This window comes from Blautia sp. An249, assembly GCF_002159835.1.
In the GTDB taxonomy this organism is placed as follows: domain Bacteria; phylum Bacillota; class Clostridia; order Lachnospirales; family Lachnospiraceae; genus Blautia_A; species Blautia_A avistercoris.
In genome coordinates this window covers 41,394-65,172 of the sequence record NZ_NFJL01000012.1, presented here as the reverse complement: position 1 = coordinate 65,172, position 23,779 = coordinate 41,394, and the positions used below count along the sequence as shown (strand labels likewise).

Sequence of the window (23,779 nt, the reverse complement as noted above, 5' to 3'; positions counted from 1 at the left end):
AAGGAGAATCTTATGAAAAGATGGGGAAAACGTATTGGGTATGGAATCGGAGATTTGGGCTGCAACCTGGTTTTCAGCACAATGGCCTCTTATCTGATGGTTTTTTACACAGACGTATTTGGAATCACAGCGGCGGCAGCCGGAACCATGATGCTGGTTACAAAATTTATTGACGCCCTGACCGATACGGGAATGGGGCTGATAGTAGACAGGACCCATACTAAATGGGGACAGGGAAGGCCATATTTCCTGCTGGGTGCGGTGCCCTTTGCCGTCTTTACGTTTATGACCTTTTTTATCCCGGATTTGGGAAGCAGTGGAAAATTAATCTGGGCCTATGTGACTTACTGTCTGCTCTGCACAGCCTATACGGTTGTGAATATTCCGCTGAATACCATTGTTCCCAGACTGACCTCGGATGTTCATGAGAGAGACATTCTGGTATCCACAAGAATGGTCTGCGCCATGGCAGGGACGGCTATTGTAATGTCTATAACCGCTCCGCTGGTGGAGTTTTTCGGCAGGGGAAACGAGGCGAGAGGGTATCTGGTCACCATGACCATCTACGGAATAGCAGCCATGTTTATTTTCTTTCTTACCTTTGCCAGTACCAAAGAAGTGGTTCCGCCAACGGTCACTCAGAAACATTCTTCTCTCAGGAAAGATTTTAAGGGACTGACCGGACAGGCTTGGATTCTGTTCCTTCTGAATCTGTTTTACTTCTCTTTATATGTGGTGAGAAGCACAACGGTAATTTATTACTTTAAATATAACCTGGGCAGGACAGACTGGCTGTCTCTGGTTGGAATTCTGGGGATTTTATCGGGACTTCCCATGCTTCTGTTACTGCCGGCCCTGGAGAAGAAATTCAGTAAGAGAAACCTGATGTTTTTCAGTGTGGCCTTATACATAGCAGGAGATCTGCTGATTTTTGCAGGAAAAAATTCTGCCTTCTGTCTCCTGGCCGGACTGGTGATTACGGGACTTGGAATTTACGGCATTTTCGGACTGACTTTCGCTATGCAGCCGGATGTCATTGATTATTCGGAATACAAGAAGAATGCCAGTGTAGCAGGTCTGATAGCGGCTTTTCAGGGATTCTTTGTAAAAGGCGGCATGGGACTGACCAGCTTTATTATCGGAGAATTTCTGAAAAACGGCGGTTATGTGGCAAATGCAGTGCAGACCGAAAAAGCGCTGTCTTACATAGAGATTTGTTTTATCTGGATACCTGTTGTACTTTGTATTCTGATTGCGGTTCTGACGTATTTCTATAAACTGGACGGTATCCGCGCAGAGATGACCCAGGAACTGGAAGCAAGAAGAGCGAAAATGGAAAAAGCAGCTTAATTTTATGCCGCAGGCGGAGAATCCTGCGAGCAGGATTCTTTTTTATGTAATAGGAAATTCCGTCGGATTTCCTATTACATAAAAATCGCTCCGCTGTGGATGCGACCAGATGCATATGGAATTTGACTGCCTGCGGCAGCCTGCATCTGGCGCGCAAAGAGTACAAGTCCCTCATGAGTGAGGGAAATAGGGAGTTGAAGAGGACTTGTCCTCTTTTTTACAAAAATAAGGCAGCTGCACAATACACCAGCAGGAAAGCCATAAGGAGGTTGACGGCTTTTGTATGCCTGGCAAAAAATCTGCAGAAGGCAGATCCGAATAAGGCCCATACGAAAGACCCTGAGGCGCCGATGACAGTAAGGATAAGTGTAAATCCAATAAGAGAGACAGTTGAATGAAATACGGGTAATATGTACAGAGACATGGCGGTAATCGCATAAATATAAATTTTGGGGTTCATAAACTGCAGAACCATTCCGGCGAAAAAAGAGGCCGTTTTTTCTTCTGTCTCAAAATCAGAACTGGATTTCCATATTTTCCATGCAAGAGAAATACAGGGACAAAGACCGCTGTCCTGCACATGATATTATATAATCCTTAAAATACAAAAGGAGCGATACCCTGAAACAGGTATGGCTCCTTTTGTATGCAGGAGAGTACTCTTTAAAAGCTTCCGGCGTAGTCGGCGGGACTGCAGCCTATAATCTTTTTAAAAGTTTTATAAAAGTAACTGTAATTATTAAATCCCACCTGTTCGGCTGCCTGATGGATCGGCAGGCCGCTTCGGATCAGACAGGAGGCTTCCTCAATACGTTTTTCCTGAATATAGCTGGTCAGAGTCTTGCCGGATATTTTTTTGAACAGGCGGCTTACGTAAAATTCGCTGTAATTGACCTGGGCGGCAAGCTGTTCCAGAGTAATTTCTTCGCTGAGATGCCGGTTTATGTACTGGAGAAGCTGAACAATGGTTTCTGCGTGCTGAGACTCCTTCTCATCCACGTGGGAACCGGAATAACAGTCGCTGTATATATAGGCAAGAAGCTGGTGTATCAGCGCCTTCTCCAGAATATCTTTCCCTTTTTCCAGATTGATTTCTTTATATTTATCAAGCAAAAACAGATATTTCTGCAGTTGGTTTTCATCCAGATGGTAAATAGGATGGCGATCATTACAGTTATGAAAAACATCCAATAAATTAGAATGGGAAGTACTGAAAGAAATCAGCAGGCTTAAATTGATGGACAGGCTGAAACGCTCATAAAAGCAGTTTTTGCTGTGGGCAAGCATATGGGGTTTGAACATATCAATCAACACAATATCTCCCCGCTTCACCAGATATTCCCCGTCTTCAATCCGGAAGGCGCCTGCGTTGCCCAGATAAATGACACATTCATAAAAATCATGATAATGCAGGCCGTAGTCGAATTCGTTTTGAGGATTTCTTAAAATGCAGCTATAGTCGTCCTGATAGACGGAAGCCTGAGATAAAAACAATGCATGGCTCATGGAGGCCCCTCCTTTCGTTCATGGGTTTATTGTAATAAAACCGGGGTGAAACGTCAAGGAAAGAAAAAGAGCAGGACAAAATAAGAAATGTCATTGGCAAGATTATGTATGGCGGAATGAGAAGAAGAGAGCTACAATAGAACCATCAAAAGACAAAAGGAATTCTAAGTGAAGGAGACAGATAAGATGCAGAATTATCAGGTTGATTCAAAGAAACTGGCAGCTTATACAGAAGAAATCTTTCGGGCAGCAGGACTGGAAGAAAATGACGCTGCCGCAGTGGCCGGACTGCTGATACACGCAGATCTTCGTAATGTACGCAGTCACGGAGTTCTCCGCACAGTTCCCTATGTGGAGAAAATCAGACAGGGAGGAGCTTCCAGGACGAGTACGTATCCGGTGGTAAAGGAAACGGCAAATACCGCAATAATAGATGCACAGGGCGGTCTCGGGGCCTTAGCGGGAGAAAAAGGCGTGGCCATCGCCAGAGAGAAAGCCCAAAAGAATCTGATGAGTATGGTAGTTGTCCGTAACAGCAATCACTTTGGCATGGGCGCTCACTGGGCCTTAAAACTGGCGGGAGAGGACATGATCGGTTTCGCGTGTTCTACCACCGATTTAACCATGGGACCTCCGGGATGCAAAGAACCGTTTATGGGCAACAATCCTTTCGCGGTAGCCTTTAAGGCCGGGGAGAAATACCCGGAGTTCTGTGTGGATATGGCAACCAGCGGCGTGGCCTTCGGAAAATGCAAAGATTTTGAGAAACGGGGAAAAGCGATTCCGGGCGGATGGATGTTGGACAAAAATGGAAATGATACGACAAAACTGGAAGACTGCTATATGATGACGCCTATGGCAGGTCACAAAGGCTTTGGGATTGCTCTGATTGTGGAGCTGTTTGCCACCCTGTTATCCGGGGGAGTATTGTCACCGGATATTAATAATCAGGATCTTGCGGATGTGCCGGAACTGGCAAGTCAGTGTTTTGGATGTATCAACATTTCCGCATTCCGGGATCTGGAAGAATTTCAGAAAAGCGCTCAGACCTACATGGATCGTCTTCATCAGCTTCCAATGAAAGAAGGAGCAGGAGACGCCAAATATCCGGGAGAAATTGAGTATACCAGTAAACAGAAGAATCTGGAAGAAGGGGTAGTGCTTCCGGAAACACTAGTGGATGATTTAATAAAAATCGGCAGGGAACTGGGTGCAGACGGAAGTTTCCTGAAAGAAGTAAAAACAGATCGTCAGTAAAAGGCGAAAAACGGAGGAGGAAAGAAAAATGGTAACGATGGAAAACAAAATCCGCAAATTATTGAAGGAAGGAAAACCCACAGTAAATACCCGTATCTGGAGTACCTGGGGCACTACTGTAGAAGCGGCCGCCACAACCGGAAATTTTGATTATTTTGAATTTCTGGCAGAATATGCCCCCTATACACTGCCGGAACTGGAAAATTTCGTAAGAGCCTGTGAACTGCACGGATGCGGTTCTATGATCAAAGTAGATTATCAGAACCGTTTCTTCGTAGCGCAGAAAGCCATTGCCATGGGATTTCAGGCTGTGTTATTTACCGATCACCAGAATGCAGAACAGGTAAAAGAAACCTTAAAGGCAGTGTCTCCGGAAGCGCCTCAGTACGGCGGACGTTTCGGCTATCCTAATGCCCGTTGGCTGGGATACAATCCGGAACCGAAACAGATGGAATATGCGGCGATGAATGCAAGCGCAGTAAAAGCGTTCATGATTGAGAAGAAAGAGGCCGTAGACAATATTGAAGAAATCTGTTCTGTTCCCGGTGTGGATATGATTCAGTTCGGCCCCTCGGACTACTGCATGAGTCTGGGCTGGAATACCTGCGAACATAAAGAAGAGGTGGCCGCAGCAGAGAAACACTGTATTGAGGTTGCTCTGGCTCACGGTGTTCAGCCCCGGGTGGAAATTTATCATGCGGAAGACGCTGAGAAATATAAAGAAATGGGTGTGAAACATTTCTGTATCGGCGATGAATTTGACATTCTGAAAGAATACTGGACAAATGTGGGCGGATCTATGAGAAAATCTGCAATGGAAATGGCCTAAGAGTTCCGAAAGAACAAAATAAGAAATGTAGAAATAAAAAGAGATGGTGCAAAAACCAAAGGCGGATTTTGCGCTGTCTTTTTTATGTAAAGAAAAATGAATTTCAAAAGACAAAATAAGAAATAAATACTACAAGAATGTGAATGGTTCTTAAAAGCAGGGAATGTTAAAATGAATTCAGAAAGTGAGAGAGAAAAGAAGAGATCGGCCGAGTACTGAGAAATTTCTGTTTCAGAAGGAACAAGAATGGAGGAAACAATGAAACGATTAATTGGACTGGATATTGGAACCACTGCATTAAAAGCTGCCGTTTTTGATACCAGCGGGAAACTGCTGGCAGTATCCACCCAGGAATATGCCCTGCTGACACCTCAGGTTAATTATGTGGAAGAGACGGGAGAGGTATACTGGAATGCTCTGAAAAATGCAGTAAAAGATTTAAATGAGAAATATCCTTTTGACAGAGAAGACGAGGCCGCTCTGGCAATTTCTGCCCAGGGAGAGACTCTCTTCTTCCTGGATGAAAAAGGAAAGCTACTGCGAAACGCCATTGTCTGGATGGATAACCGGGCGCAGGAAGAGGCCAGACAGTTAAAGGAGAAGTTTGGGGATGAAACTTGTTATAAAGTAACCGGGCAGGTAAGCTTCGAGCCCTGCTGGCCGGCCTCAAAGATTCTGTGGGTGAAAAATCACGAACCGGAGGTATTTCAAAAGACCAGGAAATTTTTACTGATTGAAGATTATTTTATTTACCGGCTGACCGGTCTTTATGCCACGGAAGGCTCTCTGGTGTGTTCTTCCACTTACTGGGACATCAGAGAAAAACGTTACTGGAAAGAGATGCTGGATTACATAGGGATTTCCGAATCTCAGCTGGCCCCGGTCTATGAATCAGGAGAGGCGGTAGGAACGATAAAGAAAGAAACGGCAGAGGAGCTGGGACTTCCGGTAAATCTGACCGTCTGCACAGGGGCTCTGGATCAGGCGGCCGGGGCAATCGGCGCTGGCAACTGCAGGGAGGGTTTTTTCTCAGAGACCATTGGAGCGGCCCTTGCCATCTGTGCACCTGTATCCAGGCCGGTGTGGGATCCCAATCGGAAAATGCCTCTGCACTATTTTGCTGTAGCAGATACCTATATGATTCATACGTTTACCAACGGCGGGATGACTCTTCGATGGTTCCGGGACAAGTTCTGTCCGGTAGAAATGCAGGCACAAAAGTTGGGAATTGAAGACGCTTACAATATGATCAGTAAAGAGGCCGGGCAGATTCCTCCGGGAAGCGACGGGCTTATCATGCTCCCCCATCTGGCAGGCTCGAACGCTCCGGATGTAAATGCCAGGGCCAAGGGCGTCTGGTTCGGATTTACCCTGCAGCATACCAGAGCGCACTTTATGCGTTCGGTTATGGAATCTCTGGGTTATATAGTAAAACGAAACATAGACTCTTTGGCAGACATGGGAATTCAGGTAAAGGAAATCCGGAGCCTGGGAGGCGGATCGAAAAGTCAGATATGGAACCAGATTAAGGCGGATATATGTCAGATTCCTCTGGAAACGGTCACATCTGTGGAGGCTGCTTCTCTGGGAGCCGCAATCCTGGCAGGCAAAGGGACGGGGGTTTTTGAAGATATTTATCAGGCAGTAGAAAGTATGGTGGATATAAAGAGAAGAACAGAACCAGATCCGGAAAATGCAGAAATCTATCAGCAGGGGTACCAGATGTACCAGAAACTGTTCCGGGATTTGGAGGGGTGTTTTGAAGAATCAGTCTGAGGAGGTAAACAAAAGGTGAAAAGCAAAGGATTACTTACCACATCTTCTCTGGTGTGGATTACGGTTGGAAATATGGTGGGATCCGGAATTATGGTACTTACCGGAGCTGCTGCAGAAGAAACAGGATATGCAGTATGGCTGGCCTTTATTGTGGCAACTATACTGGGATTTATCGGAAGCTGGCCACAGGTTCTGGCAGCAGGGACTTCTGTTTTAGACGGCGGAATGTTTTCTCTGAATTCGTATTTCGGACATCCTGTATTCGGGGGATTATATTTAATGGGAACGATTCCGGAGATTATGGGGCAGGCATCGGTGGCTCTTGGAATCGGAATGTATATTCAGACCATGATTCCATCTGCTAATGACCGAATCATTGCCGTGATTATGGCACTGTTATTCTGGCTGTGCAACGTGCGGGGAATCGACGTGATTGCCGGTGTACAAAAGTATATGGTGTATATTCTGTTTGCAGGGCTGGGAATCTTTACGATTTTCGGGCTGATGAATCTGAACCCGGAAGCGGTGAATTTTACAGGCCCGCAGTTTATGACTCATGGATGGAAAGGATTTATTGTGGCAGTTAATATGCTTACATTTTCCACCCAGTCTTACTGGGCAAGTCTTTCCTTTTCCAGATATGCACGCAATCCTAAGAAGAGCGTTCCCAAGGCGATGTTTATCACCCTGCCGATTATTATGGCAATTTACGGACTGGTAACTCTCGCCGGAGTAGGCGGCGTGGATCTGGAAACCTTCGCCGGAAATACCCTGGGGGATGTGGCGAAACTCATCTTTCCCAACTGGCTGTTCTACGTTTTTATTATCTGTGCGCCGATGATGGCTCTGGCTACCACTTTAAACGGGAACCAGTCGGCCTACTCCCTTATGATCGCACCTGCGGCAGAGGAGGGCTGGATTCCCAAAGTATTCGGAAAAACAAACAAGAAGGGAATGCCCTGGGTTTCCGCAACATTTGTAGTTCTGATTATTATTCTTCCTGTTATTTTTAACTGGGACATTACCTTTATTACGGCAAACGTTATGCTGTTTACCAACCTGGCCGGCATCTGTCAGTATTTCGCCATGTGGATGATGCCCCGGAAGTATCCCGAACTGTGGAAGAAATCTACCTTCCATATGGAGATGTGGAAGTTCCATGTTCTGATGATAATTGCAAGCCTTGTCAGACTGGTACTTCTGGCAGCAGCCGTCATCAGTCTGACACCGATCAGCCTGGCTGTGAACAGCATTGTAGCTGTTGTACTGGCTGCGTTTTGTATCATCCGTTTTAAGATGGGATGCGTAAACCCAAAACCAATACAGCCGGAAAGAGAATATCTGGAGGAAGAGGAATAAGAGGAGGAATTGATATGAAGGTAATCCGACCGAAAGATGCAAAGTTTTTTATGGACGGTCCGGAGGTATGCAGAGAGTATCTTGCAACAGAAAAAATCACCTTTGGTACTTCCACACTGCTTCCCGGACAGACGGGTGGCACCGATCCGGGACACTCGGAGGGTCACGAAATCTTCTTTTGCAGCAGAGGTCATGTGGCGGTGTTTAACAGAGACAGCGGGAAGTATTATGAGCTGAAAGAAGGAAGTGTCCTTCTTATAGAAGAAGGAGAACCGCATCAAATCTCCAACATCGGCACAGAGACTGCCGTAGTGGCGTGGAGCTGTGCACCCAGAGTGTAAAAAGAGGATGAAAAGATGAAAGAAAAAACACTTTATGTATCGGATCTGGACGGTACGCTGTTGAATAAGAAAAAAGAGATAACCGGGTACACGGCAGAGGTACTGAACCGGTGTATTGAAAAAGGTATGAGGTTTGCAGTGGCCACAGCCCGGATGCCCTATGGCTGTGACTACCGTCTGGAAAATATTCATATGAATATTCCTGGGATTTTAACCAATGGCGTTTTTCTCTATGATTTTCAGAAAGGAAAAATTATTTCCGCGGAAGAAATGACCGAAGAGGGAGCCGTACAGGTGACAGAGGTCTTTCACCGACACGGATTGTCCTGTTTCGTCTACACTTATGATGAAACAGGGATATCTATCTATTATGAGAAACAAAAGATGGAAGAACAGACCCAGTATTACAGTCGGCAGGCCCTGGAAAGATGTGCAGAAATCAGACGAGTGAAAGAGATAAAAGAAATCCTTCCGGAAAAAAGGACGGCTTATATTGCTTATTCAGGAGAGAAAGAAAAACTGGAACTTTTGTGCAGAGAACTGGATAAAATAGAAGGTATCCGTTATTCTTTCTATCTGAATATTTATAATGGCAGGTACTGTCTGGAAATTTTCAGCCATAAAGCCAGCAAGAAAAATGCTCTTGAGAAACTAAAGGAGATGACCAATAGCCAGGAACTGGTGGTATTCGGAGATAATCTGAACGACCTTTCTATGATGGAGATTGCAGACAGAAGTTATGCCCCCAAAAACGCTCTGAAAGAAATTAAAGAGAGAGCCAATCAGGTGATCGGTGGTTGTGATGAAGACGGGGTAGCCGCATTTCTGGAAAAAGAGTGGGGATGAGAATTTCCTGATTGTACAGAAACGTGCAGGTCTGTTATAATAAAGACGTCGGTAAAAAGAGAGAAAGTCTTTTTACCGGCGTTGTTTTGATCCATAAGAAAAAGTCCGTTTGTGGGCCAAAGGAGGAGAATATGACAAAAGAGGAACTGGCTTTGGACGTCATTACGCGTTTAAAGAAAGAATATCCGGATGCAGGATGCACCCTGGATTATGATAATGCATGGAAACTTCTGGTGAGCGTGCGGCTGGCGGCCCAGTGTACCGACGCCAGAGTAAACGTAGTGGTGGAAGATTTGTATGCCAAATATCCGGACGTCAATGCCCTGGCGGAGGCGTCACCGGAAGAGATTGAGGAAATTGTCCGTCCCTGCGGCCTGGGAAAGAGTAAGGCCAGAGACATTAACGCCTGCATGAAAATTCTCAGGGATGAATACAATGGAAAGGTGCCGGAGGATTTTCAGGCTCTTTTAAAACTTCCGGGCGTGGGAAGGAAAAGCGCTAACCTGATTATGGGAGATGTATTTGGAAAACCGGCCATTGTGACGGATACCCACTGCATCCGTCTGGTAAACCGAATCGGATTGGTGGATCAGATAAAAGAACCGAAAAAGGTGGAAATGGCTCTGTGGAAGCTTATACCGCCTGAGGAAGGCAGTGATTTCTGCCACAGACTGGTGTATCATGGAAGAGATGTCTGTACGGCCAGAACAAAGCCCTTTTGTAACAAATGCTGTCTTGCCGATATCTGTCAGAAAAACGGAGTTTAGACACAGACTGCAGAAAGAGACACCAATTGACTTTTTCCGGGAGAAAAGATATAGTTAAATTTTACAGGAAAGAAAAATCAGGGGAGGGACGGGAATGAGACTAAGTGAAGGAGAGATTGGAGGACGCTATCAGGTTCAGAGTATTCAGCTTCCGGTGCCTATGGAAAAACATCTGGAAGCTCTGGGAATGACCAGAGGAACTACAGTTTCTGTTTTAAATAGTAAAAACCAGGGAGTCCTGATTGTAAAAGTGCGGGGCACGCGTTTTGCAATGGGAAGAAATATTACGAAGAACATAGAGGTGAAGACAGCATCATGAAAGAGGATTTAACCATTGGATTTATCGGAAATCCAAACTGTGGGAAAACCACGTTATTTAACGCTTATACAGGCGCCAATTTAAAGGTGGCCAACTGGCCGGGAGTTACGGTGGAAAAAGTAGAAGGAGCAATCCGCGCCCATAATTTAAATATCCGCCTTGTGGACTTACCGGGGACATACAGCCTGACATCCTATACCATGGAAGAACAGGTTTCCAGAAATTTCATTCTAAGCGACGAGGTGGATGTGATTATTGATGTGGCAGATGCTTCTTCCCTGGAGAGAAACCTGTATCTGACACTGCAGCTTCTGGAACTGGGCAAGCCGGTGATTCTGGCTCTGAATATGATGGATATTGTGGAGAAACGGGGAATGGAAATCGATACCCACCGTCTGCCGGAGATGCTGGGAATTCCGGTAATTCCCGTATCTGCAAGAAAGAGGACCGGACTGGATATTCTGCTTCACGCGGCGGCGCACCACAAAGACCGGCCGCGCCAGGACCAACTGATTCATCAGCATACATACCAGTCTCTCCACAGGCACAACCATCATCAGGAATATGCCATGGTTTACAGTGATAAACTGGAAGATAAGATCGATTTGATCATGGATAAGCTGGAAGAAAAGTATCCGGGACACAGTAATTATCGCTGGCTGGCGCTCAAACTGCTGGAACAGGACAAAGAAATCTGTGAGAAATATCCGGTAGATATGCCGGGTGTTCTGGATCGGAATTATGAATCGGATATTATTAATGAAAAATATGATTTTATTCAGGAAATCATTGATGAGGTATTGATTAATAAGGCGCGTCAGGATGTCTTTACGGAGAAAGTAGACAGGGTCTTAACCCATCGTTTCTGGGGGATTCCCGTATTTTTGCTGGTTATGGCCCTGGTTTTCTTTCTGACGTTTACGGTGGGCGACTGGCTGAAAGGATATTTTGAGATGGGAATCGAAGGGGTCTCTGCTTTTGCCGAAACCTGGCTGGAACGGATGGGAGTCAGTCCTCTGGTGCAGTCCCTGCTTCTGGATGGAGTCGTTGCCGGAGTGGGAGGAATTCTGACCTTCCTTCCCAACATCTTTATTCTGTTTCTGGCCCTGGCTTTTCTGGAAGACAGTGGCTATATGGCCCGTGTGGCTTACGTTATGGAAGGAATTATGAGTAAGCTGGGACTTTCAGGCCGTGCCTTTATCCCTATGATTCTGGGCTTTGGCTGTACGGTTCCGGCGATTATGGCTTCCAGAGCGCTGGAAAATGAGAGAGACCGTTATAAAGTGATGCTGGTAACTCCCTTTATGAGCTGCAGCGCCAGACTTCCCATTTATATTCTGTTTGCGGGAATGTTCTTTGAGAAACAGGCGATGCTGGCGGCATATTCCATGTATCTGATCGGACTTCTGGTGGCCATAGGTGTGGCGGCAGTTCTCCATGGCATTGATAAGAAGAAAAGCGTCAATTATTTATTAATTGAACTGCCGGAGTACAAGGTGCCAAGCGGGAGAACGGTGGCGGTTTATGTATGGGAAAAAGTAAAAGATTATCTGACAAAGGCCGGCACCACAATTTTCCTGGCATCTATTTTAATGTGGGTTCTGCTGAATCTGGGTCCCCATGGATATACCATTAACATGTCAGAAAGCTTCGGAGCCGTATTGGGCAAATGGCTGGTGCCGTTTTTTACTCCTATCGGACTTGGCTTCTGGCAGTTGGATGTGGCGCTGCTTGCGGGAATTTCCGCGAAGGAAGTGGTTGTTTCAAGCTGCGCAGTCCTTTTCGGAATTTCCAATCTGACTTCCACAGACGGCATGCAGTCTCTGGCCGGTGTCCTGGGAAGTATGGGATTCGAGCCTTTAAACGCCTACTGTCTGATGCTGTTTTGTCTGCTGTACATCCCCTGTGCAGCCACCCTTGCAACGGTAAAGAAAGAGTCGGGAAGCTGGAAATGGATGGGATTTTCCGCCCTGTTCCAGCTGGCAACTGCATGGATTATAACCTTTGCGGTGTATCAGATAGGATGTCTGTTCTGACAGGAGGACCGTATGAGAATGGAAGAATTAGACGCGCTGGCTTCGGAGCTTTTTCCGGAAGTCGTTCGCATCCGCAGAAAACTGCACGAAAATCCGGAACCTGGATTTGAAGAATGGGAAACCTCCCGGATGGTGCAGCAGATACTAAAAGCCCACGGATATATCATAAAAACGGGGAAAGAGGCAGTGGGCAGCTTTACCGGGGTGCTGGCAAGTCTTTACTGCGGACCGGGACCGGTGATTGCTATGCGGTTTGATATGGATGCCCTGCCGGTTTCTGAATGTGAGAAAGAAAGTCATATCCCTGTGAAAGAGGGTTTTTGCTCCCGCCGGGAAGGATGGATGCATGCCTGCGGACACGACGGACATACAGCCATTGGAATCGGGACAGGAATCCTTTTATCCCGGATGCGCGGAAAGCTTTCCGGAACCATTCAGCTTTTGTTCCAGCCGGCGGAGGAAGGATGCCGGGGAGCGAAAGCCATGGCAGACAGCGGGATTCTGGACAACACCGATTATTTTCTGGCAGCTCATATTTACAGTCGGGAAATTCTAAAGGGAGAAGAGGCTGATTTCCTTCCGGCAGTGGAAGGTTCTCTGGCTACCACCAAGCTGAATGCTGTTTTCCATGGAAGAACCGCTCATGGCTCCATGCCTCAGGAGGGGGATAACGTAAATTTATCTCTGGCATCTGCCCTTCTGAACCTTCAGGCCATCCCCAGAAACAGCCGGGGAGCAACCTTTATTAATGTGGGAACCATAAACGGGGGAACAGGCAGAAATGTAATTGCCGATCAGGGAAAGCTGGAGCTGGAAGTCCGGGGAGAAACTTCGGAACTGAATCAGTATATGGAAGAGTATGCCTTACGGATTTTAAAAGCCTGCGCTATGATGCATAATACCAGGGTTGAGATTGAAACAACCGGAAGCGCGCCGTCCATTCACAGTGATTTGCAGCTGGCAGAAAGGATTCGGAAACTCTTTGGCACTCCGGAAAGTCCGGTGATTCCCTCCCGGAAAACAGGGATTTCTTTTCCTGCCAGTGAAGATGTGGCCCATCTTATGAAACGGGTACAGGAACACGGAGGTCAGGCAGTATTCATGCTGCTTGCCACAGAGACCAGGGCAGCTCTTCACCAGCCCGATTTTGATTTTAATGAAGAAATATTAAAAAAGGGAATGCTTGTATTTTCAGAAACAACAACAGCCCTTCTTTCGAAAACCCGTCCGGATTAGGACGGGCTTTCTTTTAATTTTTCCATTACTGTAGGGTAGCGCGTGGTATCCGTATGGGGGATAAATTTTGCAGCCTGCATTTTTACCAGGAAGTCGCTCTGTGAGGCAAACTGGAGATAGTAAATGGTTTTTCTCAGATATGCGATTTCTTTTTGCTTTGATTTATCCAGCAGAAGGAGCCGGGCACCGGCCAGAGAACTGTTGGAAAGGCAGTGGAAGCGCTTACGGGGCAAATCCGGAAAGATACCTACCGTAATGGCGGATTCCAGATTGGCATAGGTACCGAATGCGCCTGCTGTATAATAGTTCTGTATCTGGTCTTCTTCGATACCGGCAGCTTCCAGCAGGCAGTCCACCATGGTGTGGGCAGCCGCTTTCGTATCCAGATACTGGAGAATATCGGTCTGGGAAAAGAAAAGGGCTTTCCCGGACTGAGATTCCCCGGGCAGGGCGTAGACAACCACGTATTCTTCTGACTCCGGGTCAAAGACAATGCGAGGGGAAGCGTTGGGATTTAACGTGCCGGTAATGTCTATCCAGCCGTTTATTCTCATCTGCGCCATTAAATCAATAATGCCGGAGCCACAGATTCCCCGGGGCTTTTCCTTTCCGATGGTGGTAAAGGAAAGGGTTTCTTTGTGTATGGAGACAGAATCAATGGCACCGTCAGCCGCCCGCATTCCGTATTGACTGATGCCACCCTCCAGAGCCGGACCTGCGGCTCCTGCTCCTGCCAGAAGAAACTGAGAGTTGCCTAAAACCAGTTCCCCGTTGGTGCCAATATCAAAAAACACGGACAACTGATCTTTTTTATAAAAATCCGTAGTAAGAAGTCCGCTGGTAATATCTCCACCCAGGTAATTGGCAATGGCCGGAACCAGATAAATAATTCCGGGAAAGTCCATCCCCAGCTCCTTGCCGTAAAAATAACCGGGATCACAGGTAACAGGAGCATTGGGTTCCATAAAAATTGGCCAGGGATTCAGATTCAGGAGAAAATGAATCATGGTGGTATTGCCGGAGATAATCATGGCGGCGCTTTCTTTTGCCGGGATACCGGAGAGTCGTGTAATTTCGTCCAGAAGTTTTTCAATGGAAGAGACGGCGGCTTTCTGAAGATTCTGAAGGCGTTGTGGGTCTTCTTTTCCATAGATGATGCGGGTTAAAATATCGTCCCCATAGGGCACCTGTTTATTTTCTCCCCGGGCAGAAGCTTCGACTTTACCTGTATTCAGATTTACCAGTTCCATGGCAACTGTGGTAGAACCCAAATCCACCGCCAGCCCGTACAGGGAAGATGTGGTATCATAGGGTTGGACTTTTGTCAGATGCCACCCCTGATAAGTCTCAACTAAAGTAACGGTCAGATTCCAGTTACATTCTGCACATAAAGGAGAGAGACTCTGAAGAACCGAAAGAGAAAGAAAGACCCGTCCGTGGGTCGCCTGTAATGCCTGCTGAATCCGCTCCTGATCGGATAAGGTATCATCCGCGGAAGGAGGCGTAAGCTGTAAATGAAGTTTTTCACAAAATCGCGTCATGACTGCTCACCTTTCCATTGGAGTATTTGGTATATAGTATAACACAAATAAATTTGTGAAACATTCTTTTTTATATATTGCGGAATGGAATTATATCAAGTATCATATAAGTTGTGGTATCTTACAGAAAAAAAGGTACTGAAAAGGAGAATTTATGTCACTTTATATTTCGATTTTATTGTGGTTGGCGCTGCAGATTCTGATTTTCGGCTGTTTCGGCATTGTCATGCTGCGGCTGGGAAAGAGAAAGAAGTATCCCTTTGGCTTATCTGTGGCGGTGGGCTATTTTGGCTATTTTGCTTTATTTGAATGTATTGCATTTCCAATGAAGATTTTTCACGGTTCGCTGACTTTGCTGGCGGCGGCCTGGGCAGCAGTTACAGCAGCGATAGCGCTTCTTGCCTTGTGGTGTCTGAGGAGCAGAGAGAAAAATAAAAAACATATGATTTCTGCCGTCTGGGGAGAACATTCCTTTTGGATTTTTGCAGTTCTTGTCTGTGTGGGGCTGCAGTGCCTGATGGTGGTTTTCTATCAGGACTACAGCGCAGATTCTGCTTATTATGTGGGAGAAGCAACCACGGCAGTTTATACGGATACCTTAAGCCGGTACAATCCATACAGTGGATTTTTACTGGAAACATTTAATCCCCGGTATGTGTTTTCCTGCTATCCCCTGCACAATGCGGTAATCTGCCGTATAAGCGGGATTCATCCGCTGATTCAGGCAAAGACCATTATGGCTGCAGGGAATGTAATCGTGGGAAATATGATTTATTATCAGATTGGTAAAGCCCTTTTTCAGGAAAAAGCCAAAGCATCGGACGCAATGGTCTGTCTGATTTGTCTGATTCAGTTGTTCAGCAATACCATTTATACGGCGGGTACTTTCTTTTTTACCAGAATTTACGAGGGAAAAGCGATTCTGGCAAACCTTGTGGCAGGAATGATTCTCTATTGCTGTATCCGCCTGTACCAGGATGCAGAAGACAGGAAAATCTGGCTTTTGCTGTTTGTATGCAATCTGGCAAGCATAGCCTTTTCCCAGTCTGCCATGTTTTTTCCGGCGGCTGCGGCGGCAGGGACCCTGCCCTTTATTTTATACCGCAGAAAGTGGAAACAGATAGGCTGGCTGATGTTCAGTGTGATACCAAATCTGGTTTTAATCGTCGGTTATTTTCTTATGAAAACAGGGGTGATAACCCTTTATGTATAAGGAGGTGGATGTCCGTTGGCCGGAGTGACCATCCAGGAATTCGGTCTGCGCTTTGTGCAGGAATGTATGAAAAATTATTGGGGAAGCTGCCTGTTTCCGGCTTTCTTTCTGGCAGGAATCCTCTTTAGTATTTTTTACAGAAAAGAGAAAGAAGGCCGCGTGTTTGTGGCGTATACGCTGATTTTATTTCTGACGGTATACAATCCGCTGCTGGTAAAATATGTAATACCCAAATTGAATTTTGAGGCTGTATACTATCGCTTCTTCTGGCTTCTGCCCGTGGCGGCAGGGCTGGCTTATTACTGTGTGCGTCTGGTATTGGCGGTCTCCAATAAGGTATTAAAAGGAATTCTGGCGGTTCTCATCGTTCTGGTTCTTGTATGTACAGGCACGCCGTTAAAGAGCGTAATGGCAGTTGAGAACCTGCCGGAGAATGCTTATAAGGTTCCCGATGATTTGATTTTTGCCTGTGAGATGATTCACCAGGATTCGGAGAAAGAAAATCCGCGGGTGGTTTTTGATCAGGGGATGAACACCCTGGCAAGACAGTATGACGCTTCGCTTATTCTCTGTTTGAACCGGGACTTTGTACTGTTTCGTAATGGCAGTACGGTGGTAGGCCATTATACAGAAGAAAATGACGCGTACCGCCTGCAGAAGCGGATTATGGATGTGGTGATGTTTCAGGAGGAAGTGGAGATACCTGCGTTTCAGAGGGCTTTAAATTATGTAAAAGCAGACTATCTCGTGATTCCTGTGGCATTTTCCAAACATGAGTATTTACAGGCGGCCGGATGCGAACCGTTTGCAGAAAATGGAAATTACGTTATTTATCGTTATAAAAGTGAAACTTAAGAAGAAAGGGTGGAGGAAGATGGAATATCGTGAATTAGGAAAAACAGGATTAAAAGTTTCCAGAATGGGGTTCGGAGGAATTCCCATCCAGAGAACAGACGCTGAGGAAACAAAGAAAATCATGGAGAAACTGGCTGCAGAAGGGATTAATTATATTGATACAGCCAGAGGTTATACGGTGAGTGAGGAGTATCTGGGATACGGACTGGAAGGAATCCGGGATCAGTTTGTACTGGCCACAAAAAGTATGGCCAGAACCAAAGAGGCCATGGCCAAAGATGTGGAAATCAGTCTGAAAAACCTGAGAACCGATTATATTGATTTATATCAGATTCATAATCCCAGCATGGAGCAATTGGAACAGGTGACCGGGCCAGACGGAGCGCTGGAGGCGCTGATGGAAGCCAAAGCTCAGGGAAAGATCGGACATATAGGTCTTACCGCCCATTCCACTGCAGTTTTTGAAAAGGCTTTGGATCTGGACTGGGTAGAAACGATTATGTTCCCGTATAACATTGTAGAAAATCAGGGAGAGGCGCTCATGAAAGCCTGTGAAGAAAAAGGAATCGGCTTTATCGATATGAAACCTCTGGCGGGAGGCGCTATCGAAAATCCCAAGCTGGCTCTGAAATATGTTTTGTCGAATCCTTCCGTGACTGTGGCGATTCCGGGTATGGGATCGGTAGAAGAACTGGAGCAGAATTTAGAAGTCTGTCAGAATACAATCAAGATAACGGAAGAGGAAAGGGCAGAGATGGCAGCTATCCGGGAAAAACTGGGGAATTCTTTCTGCCGCAGATGCGGATACTGCGCCCCATGTACCGTGGGAATTGACATTACGAACACCTTTTTATTTGCCGGGTATCTGGAACGGTACGATCTGGCAGAATGGGCCAAGAACCGTTACAGTGCTTTAAAGGTAAAGGCTTCTGCCTGTATTGGATGCGGGAAATGTGAGGAAAGATGTCCTTACCATCTGCCTATCCGGGAAATGCTGAAAAAATGTGCCAAAGACTTCGGCGAGTAAGCTGCTTAAGGAGAGAAGAATGCTGGTATCATTAACGGAAGAAAAAACTTACAAAATGCTGGTGGAAAAAATGGATGCGGGAGAGTCTTTCATTGGAGAGGACATTCTTCTGGAATTTACAAATTATGAACTTCTTCATGGGATTCTCACCTGCAGTCTGCCCATTTCCCTGCTGTTTCCGGCTTTTTTACGGAAACGGAAAACAGAGCTTTGCTATAAACTGGCTCTGGCGGAAGCGGCTCTGGATACCGACGGGGAATATCTGCGCAAATCTTCCCGCATCAGCTATCTGGATTCGGCAGAAAAGAGCATGATCTCTTATTATCTGGGAAACTTTTTTACTTTTCTGATTACCAGAAAGCTTTTTGATACAGAGTATCTGCTGCATCTGAATTACATGAGAGACGGACAGGGGAACGCTTATGACTCAGCGGGCAAAAAGAAACGACAGGAGCTGATAGGCTATCAGAAAGAGCAGGATGCCTGGAGTATCTGGGAAGCAAAAGGCAGAAGCAATAATATGAAAGAGGCCATGGAGAAAGGCTGCAGCCAGGCAGGGGAGATCGGAAATGTAAATGGGAAATCTCCGGTTCTGAAAGCGGTCTGTATGACCTATTATGAAAGGGGCTATCTGAATGCCAAAATCCAGAAAGAGAGTCGGCAGGGAGATATTGGACTGGACTTTTCCAAAGAGGCTTATATCCGGGAGTACTATCGCAGTATCCGGGAATTATTTCTGGAATACTATAATTGTGAAAATATGAGAGACCTCCGGCTGTGTGGAATTGATTTTGTAGAATTGCTCCTTCCGGTTCCCTATTTCCTGGAAGGACAGAGCCTGCAGGAAACAGAGAGGTGTATCTGCATCGGAATGCCCAGGAATTTTATTGAACGGGAGGAATCCCCTTTCTGGATTCAGGAGCACCTGGAAGAACTGAAAAAAGAACTGGGAGAATCTTCGTATCTGGGGCGAGATGGAATTTATGTGCGGAAAGCCCTTGACAAGAAGAACGAATTATTTTTATAATAGGAGAGTCATAAGAAGTATTTCGTTTTACCAGTATGACAGATGTAAGGGCTTGTACTGGTTTCGACGGGGGCTTTGAAGTTGAGGAAGCCATTCGCAGACTCCGGAACTGCGTCATCAATCTGGAACTTAAATTTAAACGCAGACGAAAATTACGCGTTAGCAGCCTAATGCTGCTCGTCAGCCTGAGTGCACTCACACATTCAGTGTCTGGCGTCGAACTTGTGAGAAACCTTACTGGTTAAGCTTTGCACCAGTAGATGTATGATGAAGCTACCGAAGCTGTAAGCCTGTCGCCGGGCGTATGGCCGGGGGAATCCTAAAACAGCGACTGTAATGGGAGATGCCGCAAGGGAGAGGCTTTCGGACGCGGGTTCAATTCCCGCCAGGTCCACTACTCTTAAACCGTGAAAATCCTTTAGAATCAAAGGTTTCACGGTTTTTTGATTATCAAATATTTTGATTACCTATGATTACCTTTTGCGGAAAAGTAATCAAAACAAAAAAGAATACATAAAGGAGGAAATCTTGTACGTATGACATCGCAAGGATACTTTGCGGTGTTTTTTTGTGTTTATGGAGGTTTTTTTATGATATATGATAGATATTCCACATCAAATGATGTGATGAAAGAGTTCCTGCTCTATGGAGCAGAGCTGACGGATATGGGATTTCCGATTCTCCCGGCAGTAAACACTCGCCCTAAAGATACAGTGGATTTTGGTGAATCCTTCAGCCGTATCCTGAAAGGACACCGGAAACTGAATGTGAATTTTTACATAGACGACGAAAAATTCCAAAAGCTGTGGAACAACCCGGACAAGTATCTGGAACATCTGAAATGCTTTCATTCTGTATGTGGACTGGACTTTTCCATAGACACTCAAATGCCCCTTGTGATGCAATACTGGAACAAGTACCGCAGCATGGCTCTGGATTGGTATTTGTCTCTGAATGGAATTACGGTGATACCGTCCGTAAATATTTTGCCATATGAAGGGCGTGAATGGCTCTTAGACGGGATTCCACAGCGCAGTGTGGTAAGTTGTTGCACGAACGGAAGAATACGTTCTAAAAGGGCAAGAGAGGAGTTCTGTGAGGGCTTCTATCAGATGTGCGGTAAATTGCAGCCATTAAGAGTTGTTATTATAGGCAGGATACCGGATGAACTGAATAGCCCGATTGAAATTATTAACCTGAAATCCAGAAATCAGAGAATCAAAGAAAAGTTCGGAGAGGAGTAGCTATGGGAACAAGTACAGAGAGGAATGCAAGAAGGAAGAAGCGGCGTCAGAGCCAGAAGGATAGGGAACAGGACGAAAAGAAGGTTTTAGAAGGAATTATTTTAGAGAATAAGTCAAATTCCACTACGCGAGTTTGAACGTTATAGGATTTTATGTACATATTTTTGAATGGGAAAATTTTTAGAAGTTGTGAATTGTTACGGCGCGGATTTGAACGCTGTGGCTTTTTCTGTGCATAATTGATAGGTGAAAATCAAATACATAAGACTGTTTTTTCTGCATATTTTTTTGTACTCGTTTTAGTACCGTTTTTGGCGCGTACCCGTGATTGAATATGATATAACATGGAGTACACTACACAAATCATTTACAGGCTCTAAAATCCATTTTATACCTGTCATGCGTTATTTTATGTCTAGTCTTCTAAAAGCGGATTTAAACGCCTTTAAATGCTTATATCATAATGCCGTAACTTTGAATTGTCAAGGTGTAAAGAATTTTTTGCCGCTCATGCTTCCTATTTTGCCGTTCTGGGCGTTTTAACGATGCAAGCCGTATTTTTATCCATTGGGTAGATAAAACGCCTTAAAGGAGAAAATAACCGCTTGCGGAAATCGTGCCGCCGGAATCGAACCGGACGAGAAGCACCAGCACACGGGAAAATGCAGGTTTTCCCCGCCTACAAATCACGGACAAGACGCACAAGTCCCCATTTTATTTCTTTTTCCCAGTGTTTCCGGGCGTCACGCAGGTGTCGGAAATTGGCTATAAATCGCCCGCCTGCCGTATATGCGGCATATGGGAAACCATTCAGCCCGCGCCGGATGTATACGATTTTTGGATATTCTGCCATGTGTTCCGCCTCCTTCCATGCCAAACAATCCCGGCGTGATGCCGGGAAAGCAAGTTATTGCTTTATTGATAATTTGTCAATCATCCATTCTATTGACATTCCATTATTTAAGGACCCTAATTCGTCAAACAGTTTCACGGCCATTTCTAAGCTTTCCTTTTTGTCATAGCCTTTTTTCTGTATCAGTTTTCCGGCTTTTAAAACATTGTTATATGTTTTTTGCTTCATCTTCTCGCTTTCTCCCCTTTTTCCCTGGGGGCTAGGATATAAAAAGCACCGAGGCGAATCGAACGCCCCGCAACGGCTCCAGCGTGCCTAAAGATTGCTATAATATTCGTTTAATGCTTCTTGCGTCCATGTTGGGCGGATCGCCTCAAAAGCGGAGCCGTAAACAAATTTTAAAGTATCACAAAGCGTTTCAAATTGTGCCCTTTCCGTGCTGTCGAATATACTTTTTTCGAATGCTCCGGCGTCAAGGCAATTAAAAAGCAAATCATTAAAATATTCTTTGCAATCTGATAACTGTTTCATGTTCTTTACCTCCATTTTCTAAAATATCCGGCTTTTCCGGGAATCCCTGCGGCGGACTGAACCGCCCACGGCTTAACCGTCACAGAGTAAAATTAAATATCCATCTTTGCAAATTGTGTCATTTCTTCGGCCATCCCTTCCGGGGTGCCGGCGTATTTGTTCAACCACTCTGCAAAATGAAAAGTAAGATAGTTTTTTAAGTTTTCTAAATTTTCTGGTTTTGCTGCTATTTCTTTAATGGCCGCTATAAAAACTTTCGCGGCCTTTTCTGCGTCTTCAGGCGCATAAGTTACCTTGCAAGAAATACCGCCGCGGCAGATAAATTCTCGATCTTTTCCGGCGTGCTCACATTTGCTTTTGCAATTCCTGCAATTATCATAGACTAATTGATTTTTTAATGTTTTCATTTTTCGTTACCTCCTGATTTTTGATAAAAGGCATCTGGGGCGATGCTCCCCGGTCTGGTTTATGTTTTGCGGTTTTTCTGCCGGTTTGCCGCCGCCGGTCTTGTTCTGGCTTTCTCGGTTCCCAGTCAACGCCCTTTTCCTTTTGCGGTCTGAAAAGGGTAAATCCTCCGAAAACCGCCGCCCGTAGTGATCGGGCTGGCATCCTCTGCGGCGGTCAGATTTTCTTGTTCTGTATGTATCTTTTTGCTTCTTCCTCGGTATCAAAATTAGCACTTTCATAAACAATAAATGCCTTCATTGTACACCCTATTATTCCAGGAAAAGGTTCGCCGCCATTATGCCTGATTCCCTTTTCTGCCACAAATTTGCCACGACTATTCTTTCTTATTCTCCATTCCATAATAAAATCGTCCTTTCTGTGTATCGCTCATGGCTGATAGCCTCTGCCACGGTTAGGCTGTTAATGTCTGCATCAGCTTTTCACGTTGTCCCTTGACTATTTCTCGTGCTGTTTTTTCGTCAATTCCGGAAAACTGCGCTATTTTCTTCGATACGGTCATAAATGCATCAAATTCATTTTTATACGCTCGGTCAATGTAGCTTCATATTCGGCGTTTCCTGGCTCTCGCACATAATCTGCTTCAGCATGATTTGCGATTTCTTCCAGTCGCTCCAGTTTTAAAAGATTTTTATAAATTTCATTTAACATATTGTTTTCCCTTTCTCGCCTGCCTCATCAGCGCCGGGAGGCGATCCCGCAGCGGACGGGGTAAGTTCCCCGTTTCGGCTAATCTAAGCAGCTTTCATAACTGATTGCGTATTGCGTTCTCAGTTTTTCAAAAGCTCTTTTTGTTACTGTATAGTTTTTTATGCCGTCCCTTGTAGGTTCATTTTCTGTTATCCCGCGCCCTTTTAATTCAAGGGAAGTTTTTAGCCAGTAGTGACTGCCGTAATAACAAAGGCCGGCTTCGATCTTACATCCTTCCGGTTTTTCCTGTCCCATTTCCGGGGTGTAAAGGTAAGTACCGGGCTTGTCTGCTTTCTGCGGTTTCTGTTTTGAAGGCTCTGCCAGTTTTAAACGTTTCTGTCTGCCAATCCGGCGGAGCGTGTACATCTCGGTTTCTGTAATGTTTCCGTTGTTGTACAGATTTTCGATTGTCTCCAGATATACATTACAAATTTCCATACTGTCGCATACCTCAAAGAGTGCAGATAAATTATTGTAGCCGTTTGTGTGGCTGATTTTATTTGTTGGGAATTGAATTATTTTACACATATTTTTCATCCTTTCTAGTGGTTCGTTATCTTTATCTTGGTTATATTATATAACGCTACGGTATATAAAACAAGATGGAATAGTGAACAAATTTATAACGCTACTATATAGATTGATTTGTGTAACATGTATAAAGCTACGATATAAGCGAAATATCATTGACAAAAGGAAGATATAACGCTA

General features: G+C 45.3%; 26 protein-coding genes and 2 other RNA genes. 18 read left to right on the top strand and 10 right to left on the bottom strand.

Features of this window, described 5'->3' with window-relative positions; genetic code table 11:
• Nucleotides 1–12 precede the first annotated feature (12 nt).
• A complete protein-coding gene (locus B5F53_RS12240; RefSeq protein ID WP_087223817.1) occupies nt 13–1,350 on the top strand; it encodes an MFS transporter in 1,338 nt (445 codons plus the stop codon).
• 173 nt (nt 1,351–1,523) lie between these two features.
• Nucleotides 1,524–1,748, top strand: coding sequence for a hypothetical protein (locus B5F53_RS20715; RefSeq protein WP_162610602.1), 225 nt, complete (start codon nt 1,524–1,526; stop codon nt 1,746–1,748).
• A 265-nt stretch (nt 1,749–2,013) separates the two neighbouring features.
• Here B5F53_RS20715 and B5F53_RS12230 read toward each other — a convergent pair whose 3' ends face one another.
• Entirely contained in the window at nt 2,014–2,856 is an 843-nt protein-coding gene (locus tag B5F53_RS12230) for an AraC family transcriptional regulator (RefSeq protein ID WP_087223815.1), read from the bottom strand.
• A 186-nt stretch (nt 2,857–3,042) separates the two neighbouring features.
• Between B5F53_RS12230 and B5F53_RS12225 the strand changes: the two genes are divergently transcribed.
• The 10 genes from B5F53_RS12225 to B5F53_RS12180 all read left to right on the top strand — a co-directional run bounded on the left by B5F53_RS12225 (nt 3,043) and on the right by B5F53_RS12180 (nt 13,622).
• Nucleotides 3,043–4,113 (top strand): Ldh family oxidoreductase, encoded by a 1,071-nt coding sequence (locus B5F53_RS12225; protein WP_087223813.1) that lies wholly within the window; start codon nt 3,043–3,045, stop codon nt 4,111–4,113.
• A gap of 28 nt (nt 4,114–4,141) precedes the next feature.
• On the top strand, nt 4,142–4,942 hold the full coding sequence (locus tag B5F53_RS12220) for an HpcH/HpaI aldolase family protein (protein WP_087223811.1): 801 nt from the start codon (nt 4,142–4,144) through the stop codon (nt 4,940–4,942).
• Nucleotides 4,943–5,200: 258 nt separating this feature from the next.
• A complete protein-coding gene (locus B5F53_RS12215; protein WP_087223924.1) occupies nt 5,201–6,718 on the top strand; it encodes a xylulokinase in 1,518 nt (505 codons plus the stop codon).
• A gap of 15 nt (nt 6,719–6,733) precedes the next feature.
• A complete protein-coding gene (locus B5F53_RS12210) occupies nt 6,734–8,077 on the top strand; it encodes an APC family permease (protein WP_087223809.1) in 1,344 nt (447 codons plus the stop codon).
• A 14-nt stretch (nt 8,078–8,091) separates the two neighbouring features.
• Nucleotides 8,092–8,418: a cupin domain-containing protein gene (locus B5F53_RS12205; RefSeq protein WP_087223807.1), complete on the top strand. Its 327-nt coding sequence runs from the start codon at nt 8,092–8,094 to the stop codon at nt 8,416–8,418.
• A gap of 15 nt (nt 8,419–8,433) precedes the next feature.
• Nucleotides 8,434–9,264, top strand: a complete 831-nt coding sequence (locus B5F53_RS12200) for a Cof-type HAD-IIB family hydrolase (RefSeq protein ID WP_087223805.1) — start codon at nt 8,434–8,436, stop codon at nt 9,262–9,264.
• Nucleotides 9,265–9,395: 131 nt separating this feature from the next.
• The gene (locus B5F53_RS12195) at nt 9,396–10,031 is read left to right on the top strand and encodes an endonuclease III domain-containing protein (protein WP_087223803.1); all 636 of its coding nucleotides are present in this window, start codon (nt 9,396–9,398) and stop codon (nt 10,029–10,031) included.
• Between the two features lie 94 nt (nt 10,032–10,125).
• Nucleotides 10,126–10,350 (top strand): FeoA family protein, encoded by a 225-nt coding sequence (locus B5F53_RS12190; protein WP_087223801.1) that lies wholly within the window; start codon nt 10,126–10,128, stop codon nt 10,348–10,350.
• A complete protein-coding gene (feoB, locus tag B5F53_RS12185; protein WP_087223799.1) occupies nt 10,347–12,386 on the top strand; it encodes a ferrous iron transport protein B in 2,040 nt (679 codons plus the stop codon). Before B5F53_RS12190 ends, feoB begins: the two co-directional genes overlap by 4 nt.
• Nucleotides 12,387–12,398: 12 nt before the next feature.
• A complete protein-coding gene (locus tag B5F53_RS12180) occupies nt 12,399–13,622 on the top strand; it encodes an amidohydrolase (RefSeq protein WP_087223797.1) in 1,224 nt (407 codons plus the stop codon).
• Here B5F53_RS12180 and B5F53_RS12175 read toward each other — a convergent pair.
• Nucleotides 13,619–15,163, bottom strand: coding sequence for an ASKHA domain-containing protein (locus tag B5F53_RS12175; RefSeq protein ID WP_087223795.1), 1,545 nt, complete (start codon nt 15,161–15,163; stop codon nt 13,619–13,621). The two genes, B5F53_RS12180 and B5F53_RS12175, sit on opposite strands and share 4 nt — an antisense overlap.
• 154 nt (nt 15,164–15,317) lie before the next feature.
• Here B5F53_RS12175 and B5F53_RS12170 point away from each other — a divergent pair, with 154 nt between their 5' ends.
• From B5F53_RS12170 to B5F53_RS12145, 6 genes are all read left to right on the top strand, one after another.
• Nucleotides 15,318–16,376: a DUF6077 domain-containing protein gene (locus B5F53_RS12170; RefSeq protein ID WP_087223793.1), complete on the top strand. Its 1,059-nt coding sequence runs from the start codon at nt 15,318–15,320 to the stop codon at nt 16,374–16,376.
• Nucleotides 16,377–16,391: 15 nt separating this feature from the next.
• Nucleotides 16,392–17,231, top strand: a complete 840-nt coding sequence (locus B5F53_RS12165; protein WP_087223791.1) for a hypothetical protein — start codon at nt 16,392–16,394, stop codon at nt 17,229–17,231.
• Nucleotides 17,232–17,250: 19 nt separating this feature from the next.
• A complete protein-coding gene (locus B5F53_RS12160) occupies nt 17,251–18,258 on the top strand; it encodes an aldo/keto reductase (protein ID WP_087223922.1) in 1,008 nt (335 codons plus the stop codon).
• A 19-nt stretch (nt 18,259–18,277) separates the two neighbouring features.
• Nucleotides 18,278–19,285, top strand: a complete 1,008-nt coding sequence (locus B5F53_RS12155) for a hypothetical protein (protein WP_087223789.1) — start codon at nt 18,278–18,280, stop codon at nt 19,283–19,285.
• A 48-nt stretch (nt 19,286–19,333) separates the two neighbouring features.
• Nucleotides 19,334–19,682: a transfer-messenger RNA gene (ssrA, locus tag B5F53_RS12150) on the top strand.
• Between the two features lie 193 nt (nt 19,683–19,875).
• Nucleotides 19,876–20,529, top strand: coding sequence for a DUF4417 domain-containing protein (locus B5F53_RS12145; protein ID WP_162610601.1), 654 nt, complete (start codon nt 19,876–19,878; stop codon nt 20,527–20,529).
• Between the two features lie 679 nt (nt 20,530–21,208).
• Here the strand turns inward: B5F53_RS12145 and B5F53_RS19920 are convergent.
• From B5F53_RS19920 to B5F53_RS12120, 8 genes are all read right to left on the bottom strand, one after another.
• Complete coding sequence (locus tag B5F53_RS19920; protein WP_162610600.1) at nt 21,209–21,382, bottom strand: hypothetical protein; 174 nt, start codon at nt 21,380–21,382, stop codon at nt 21,209–21,211.
• Between the two features lie 54 nt (nt 21,383–21,436).
• Nucleotides 21,437–21,610, bottom strand: coding sequence for a hypothetical protein (locus B5F53_RS19915; protein WP_162610599.1), 174 nt, complete (start codon nt 21,608–21,610; stop codon nt 21,437–21,439).
• Nucleotides 21,611–21,697: 87 nt separating this feature from the next.
• Nucleotides 21,698–21,913, bottom strand: a complete 216-nt coding sequence (locus B5F53_RS12140; RefSeq protein WP_087223785.1) for a hypothetical protein — start codon at nt 21,911–21,913, stop codon at nt 21,698–21,700.
• Between the two features lie 92 nt (nt 21,914–22,005).
• Nucleotides 22,006–22,320 carry a hypothetical protein gene (locus tag B5F53_RS12135; RefSeq protein ID WP_087223783.1) on the bottom strand — a complete coding sequence of 105 codons (315 nt, stop codon included), beginning with the start codon at nt 22,318–22,320 and terminating at the stop codon, nt 22,006–22,008.
• A 214-nt stretch (nt 22,321–22,534) separates the two neighbouring features.
• Nucleotides 22,535–22,720, bottom strand: coding sequence for a hypothetical protein (locus B5F53_RS12130; RefSeq protein WP_087223781.1), 186 nt, complete (start codon nt 22,718–22,720; stop codon nt 22,535–22,537).
• Nucleotides 22,721–22,876: 156 nt separating this feature from the next.
• A complete protein-coding gene (locus B5F53_RS19910; RefSeq protein WP_162610598.1) occupies nt 22,877–23,029 on the bottom strand; it encodes a hypothetical protein in 153 nt (50 codons plus the stop codon).
• Between the two features lie 13 nt (nt 23,030–23,042).
• Nucleotides 23,043–23,109: hammerhead ribozyme type II (locus B5F53_RS12125), an RNA gene on the bottom strand.
• Nucleotides 23,108–23,596, bottom strand: coding sequence for a hypothetical protein (locus tag B5F53_RS12120; protein ID WP_087223779.1), 489 nt, complete (start codon nt 23,594–23,596; stop codon nt 23,108–23,110). Before B5F53_RS12120 ends, B5F53_RS12125 begins: the two co-directional genes overlap by 2 nt.
• Nucleotides 23,597–23,779 lie beyond the last annotated feature (183 nt).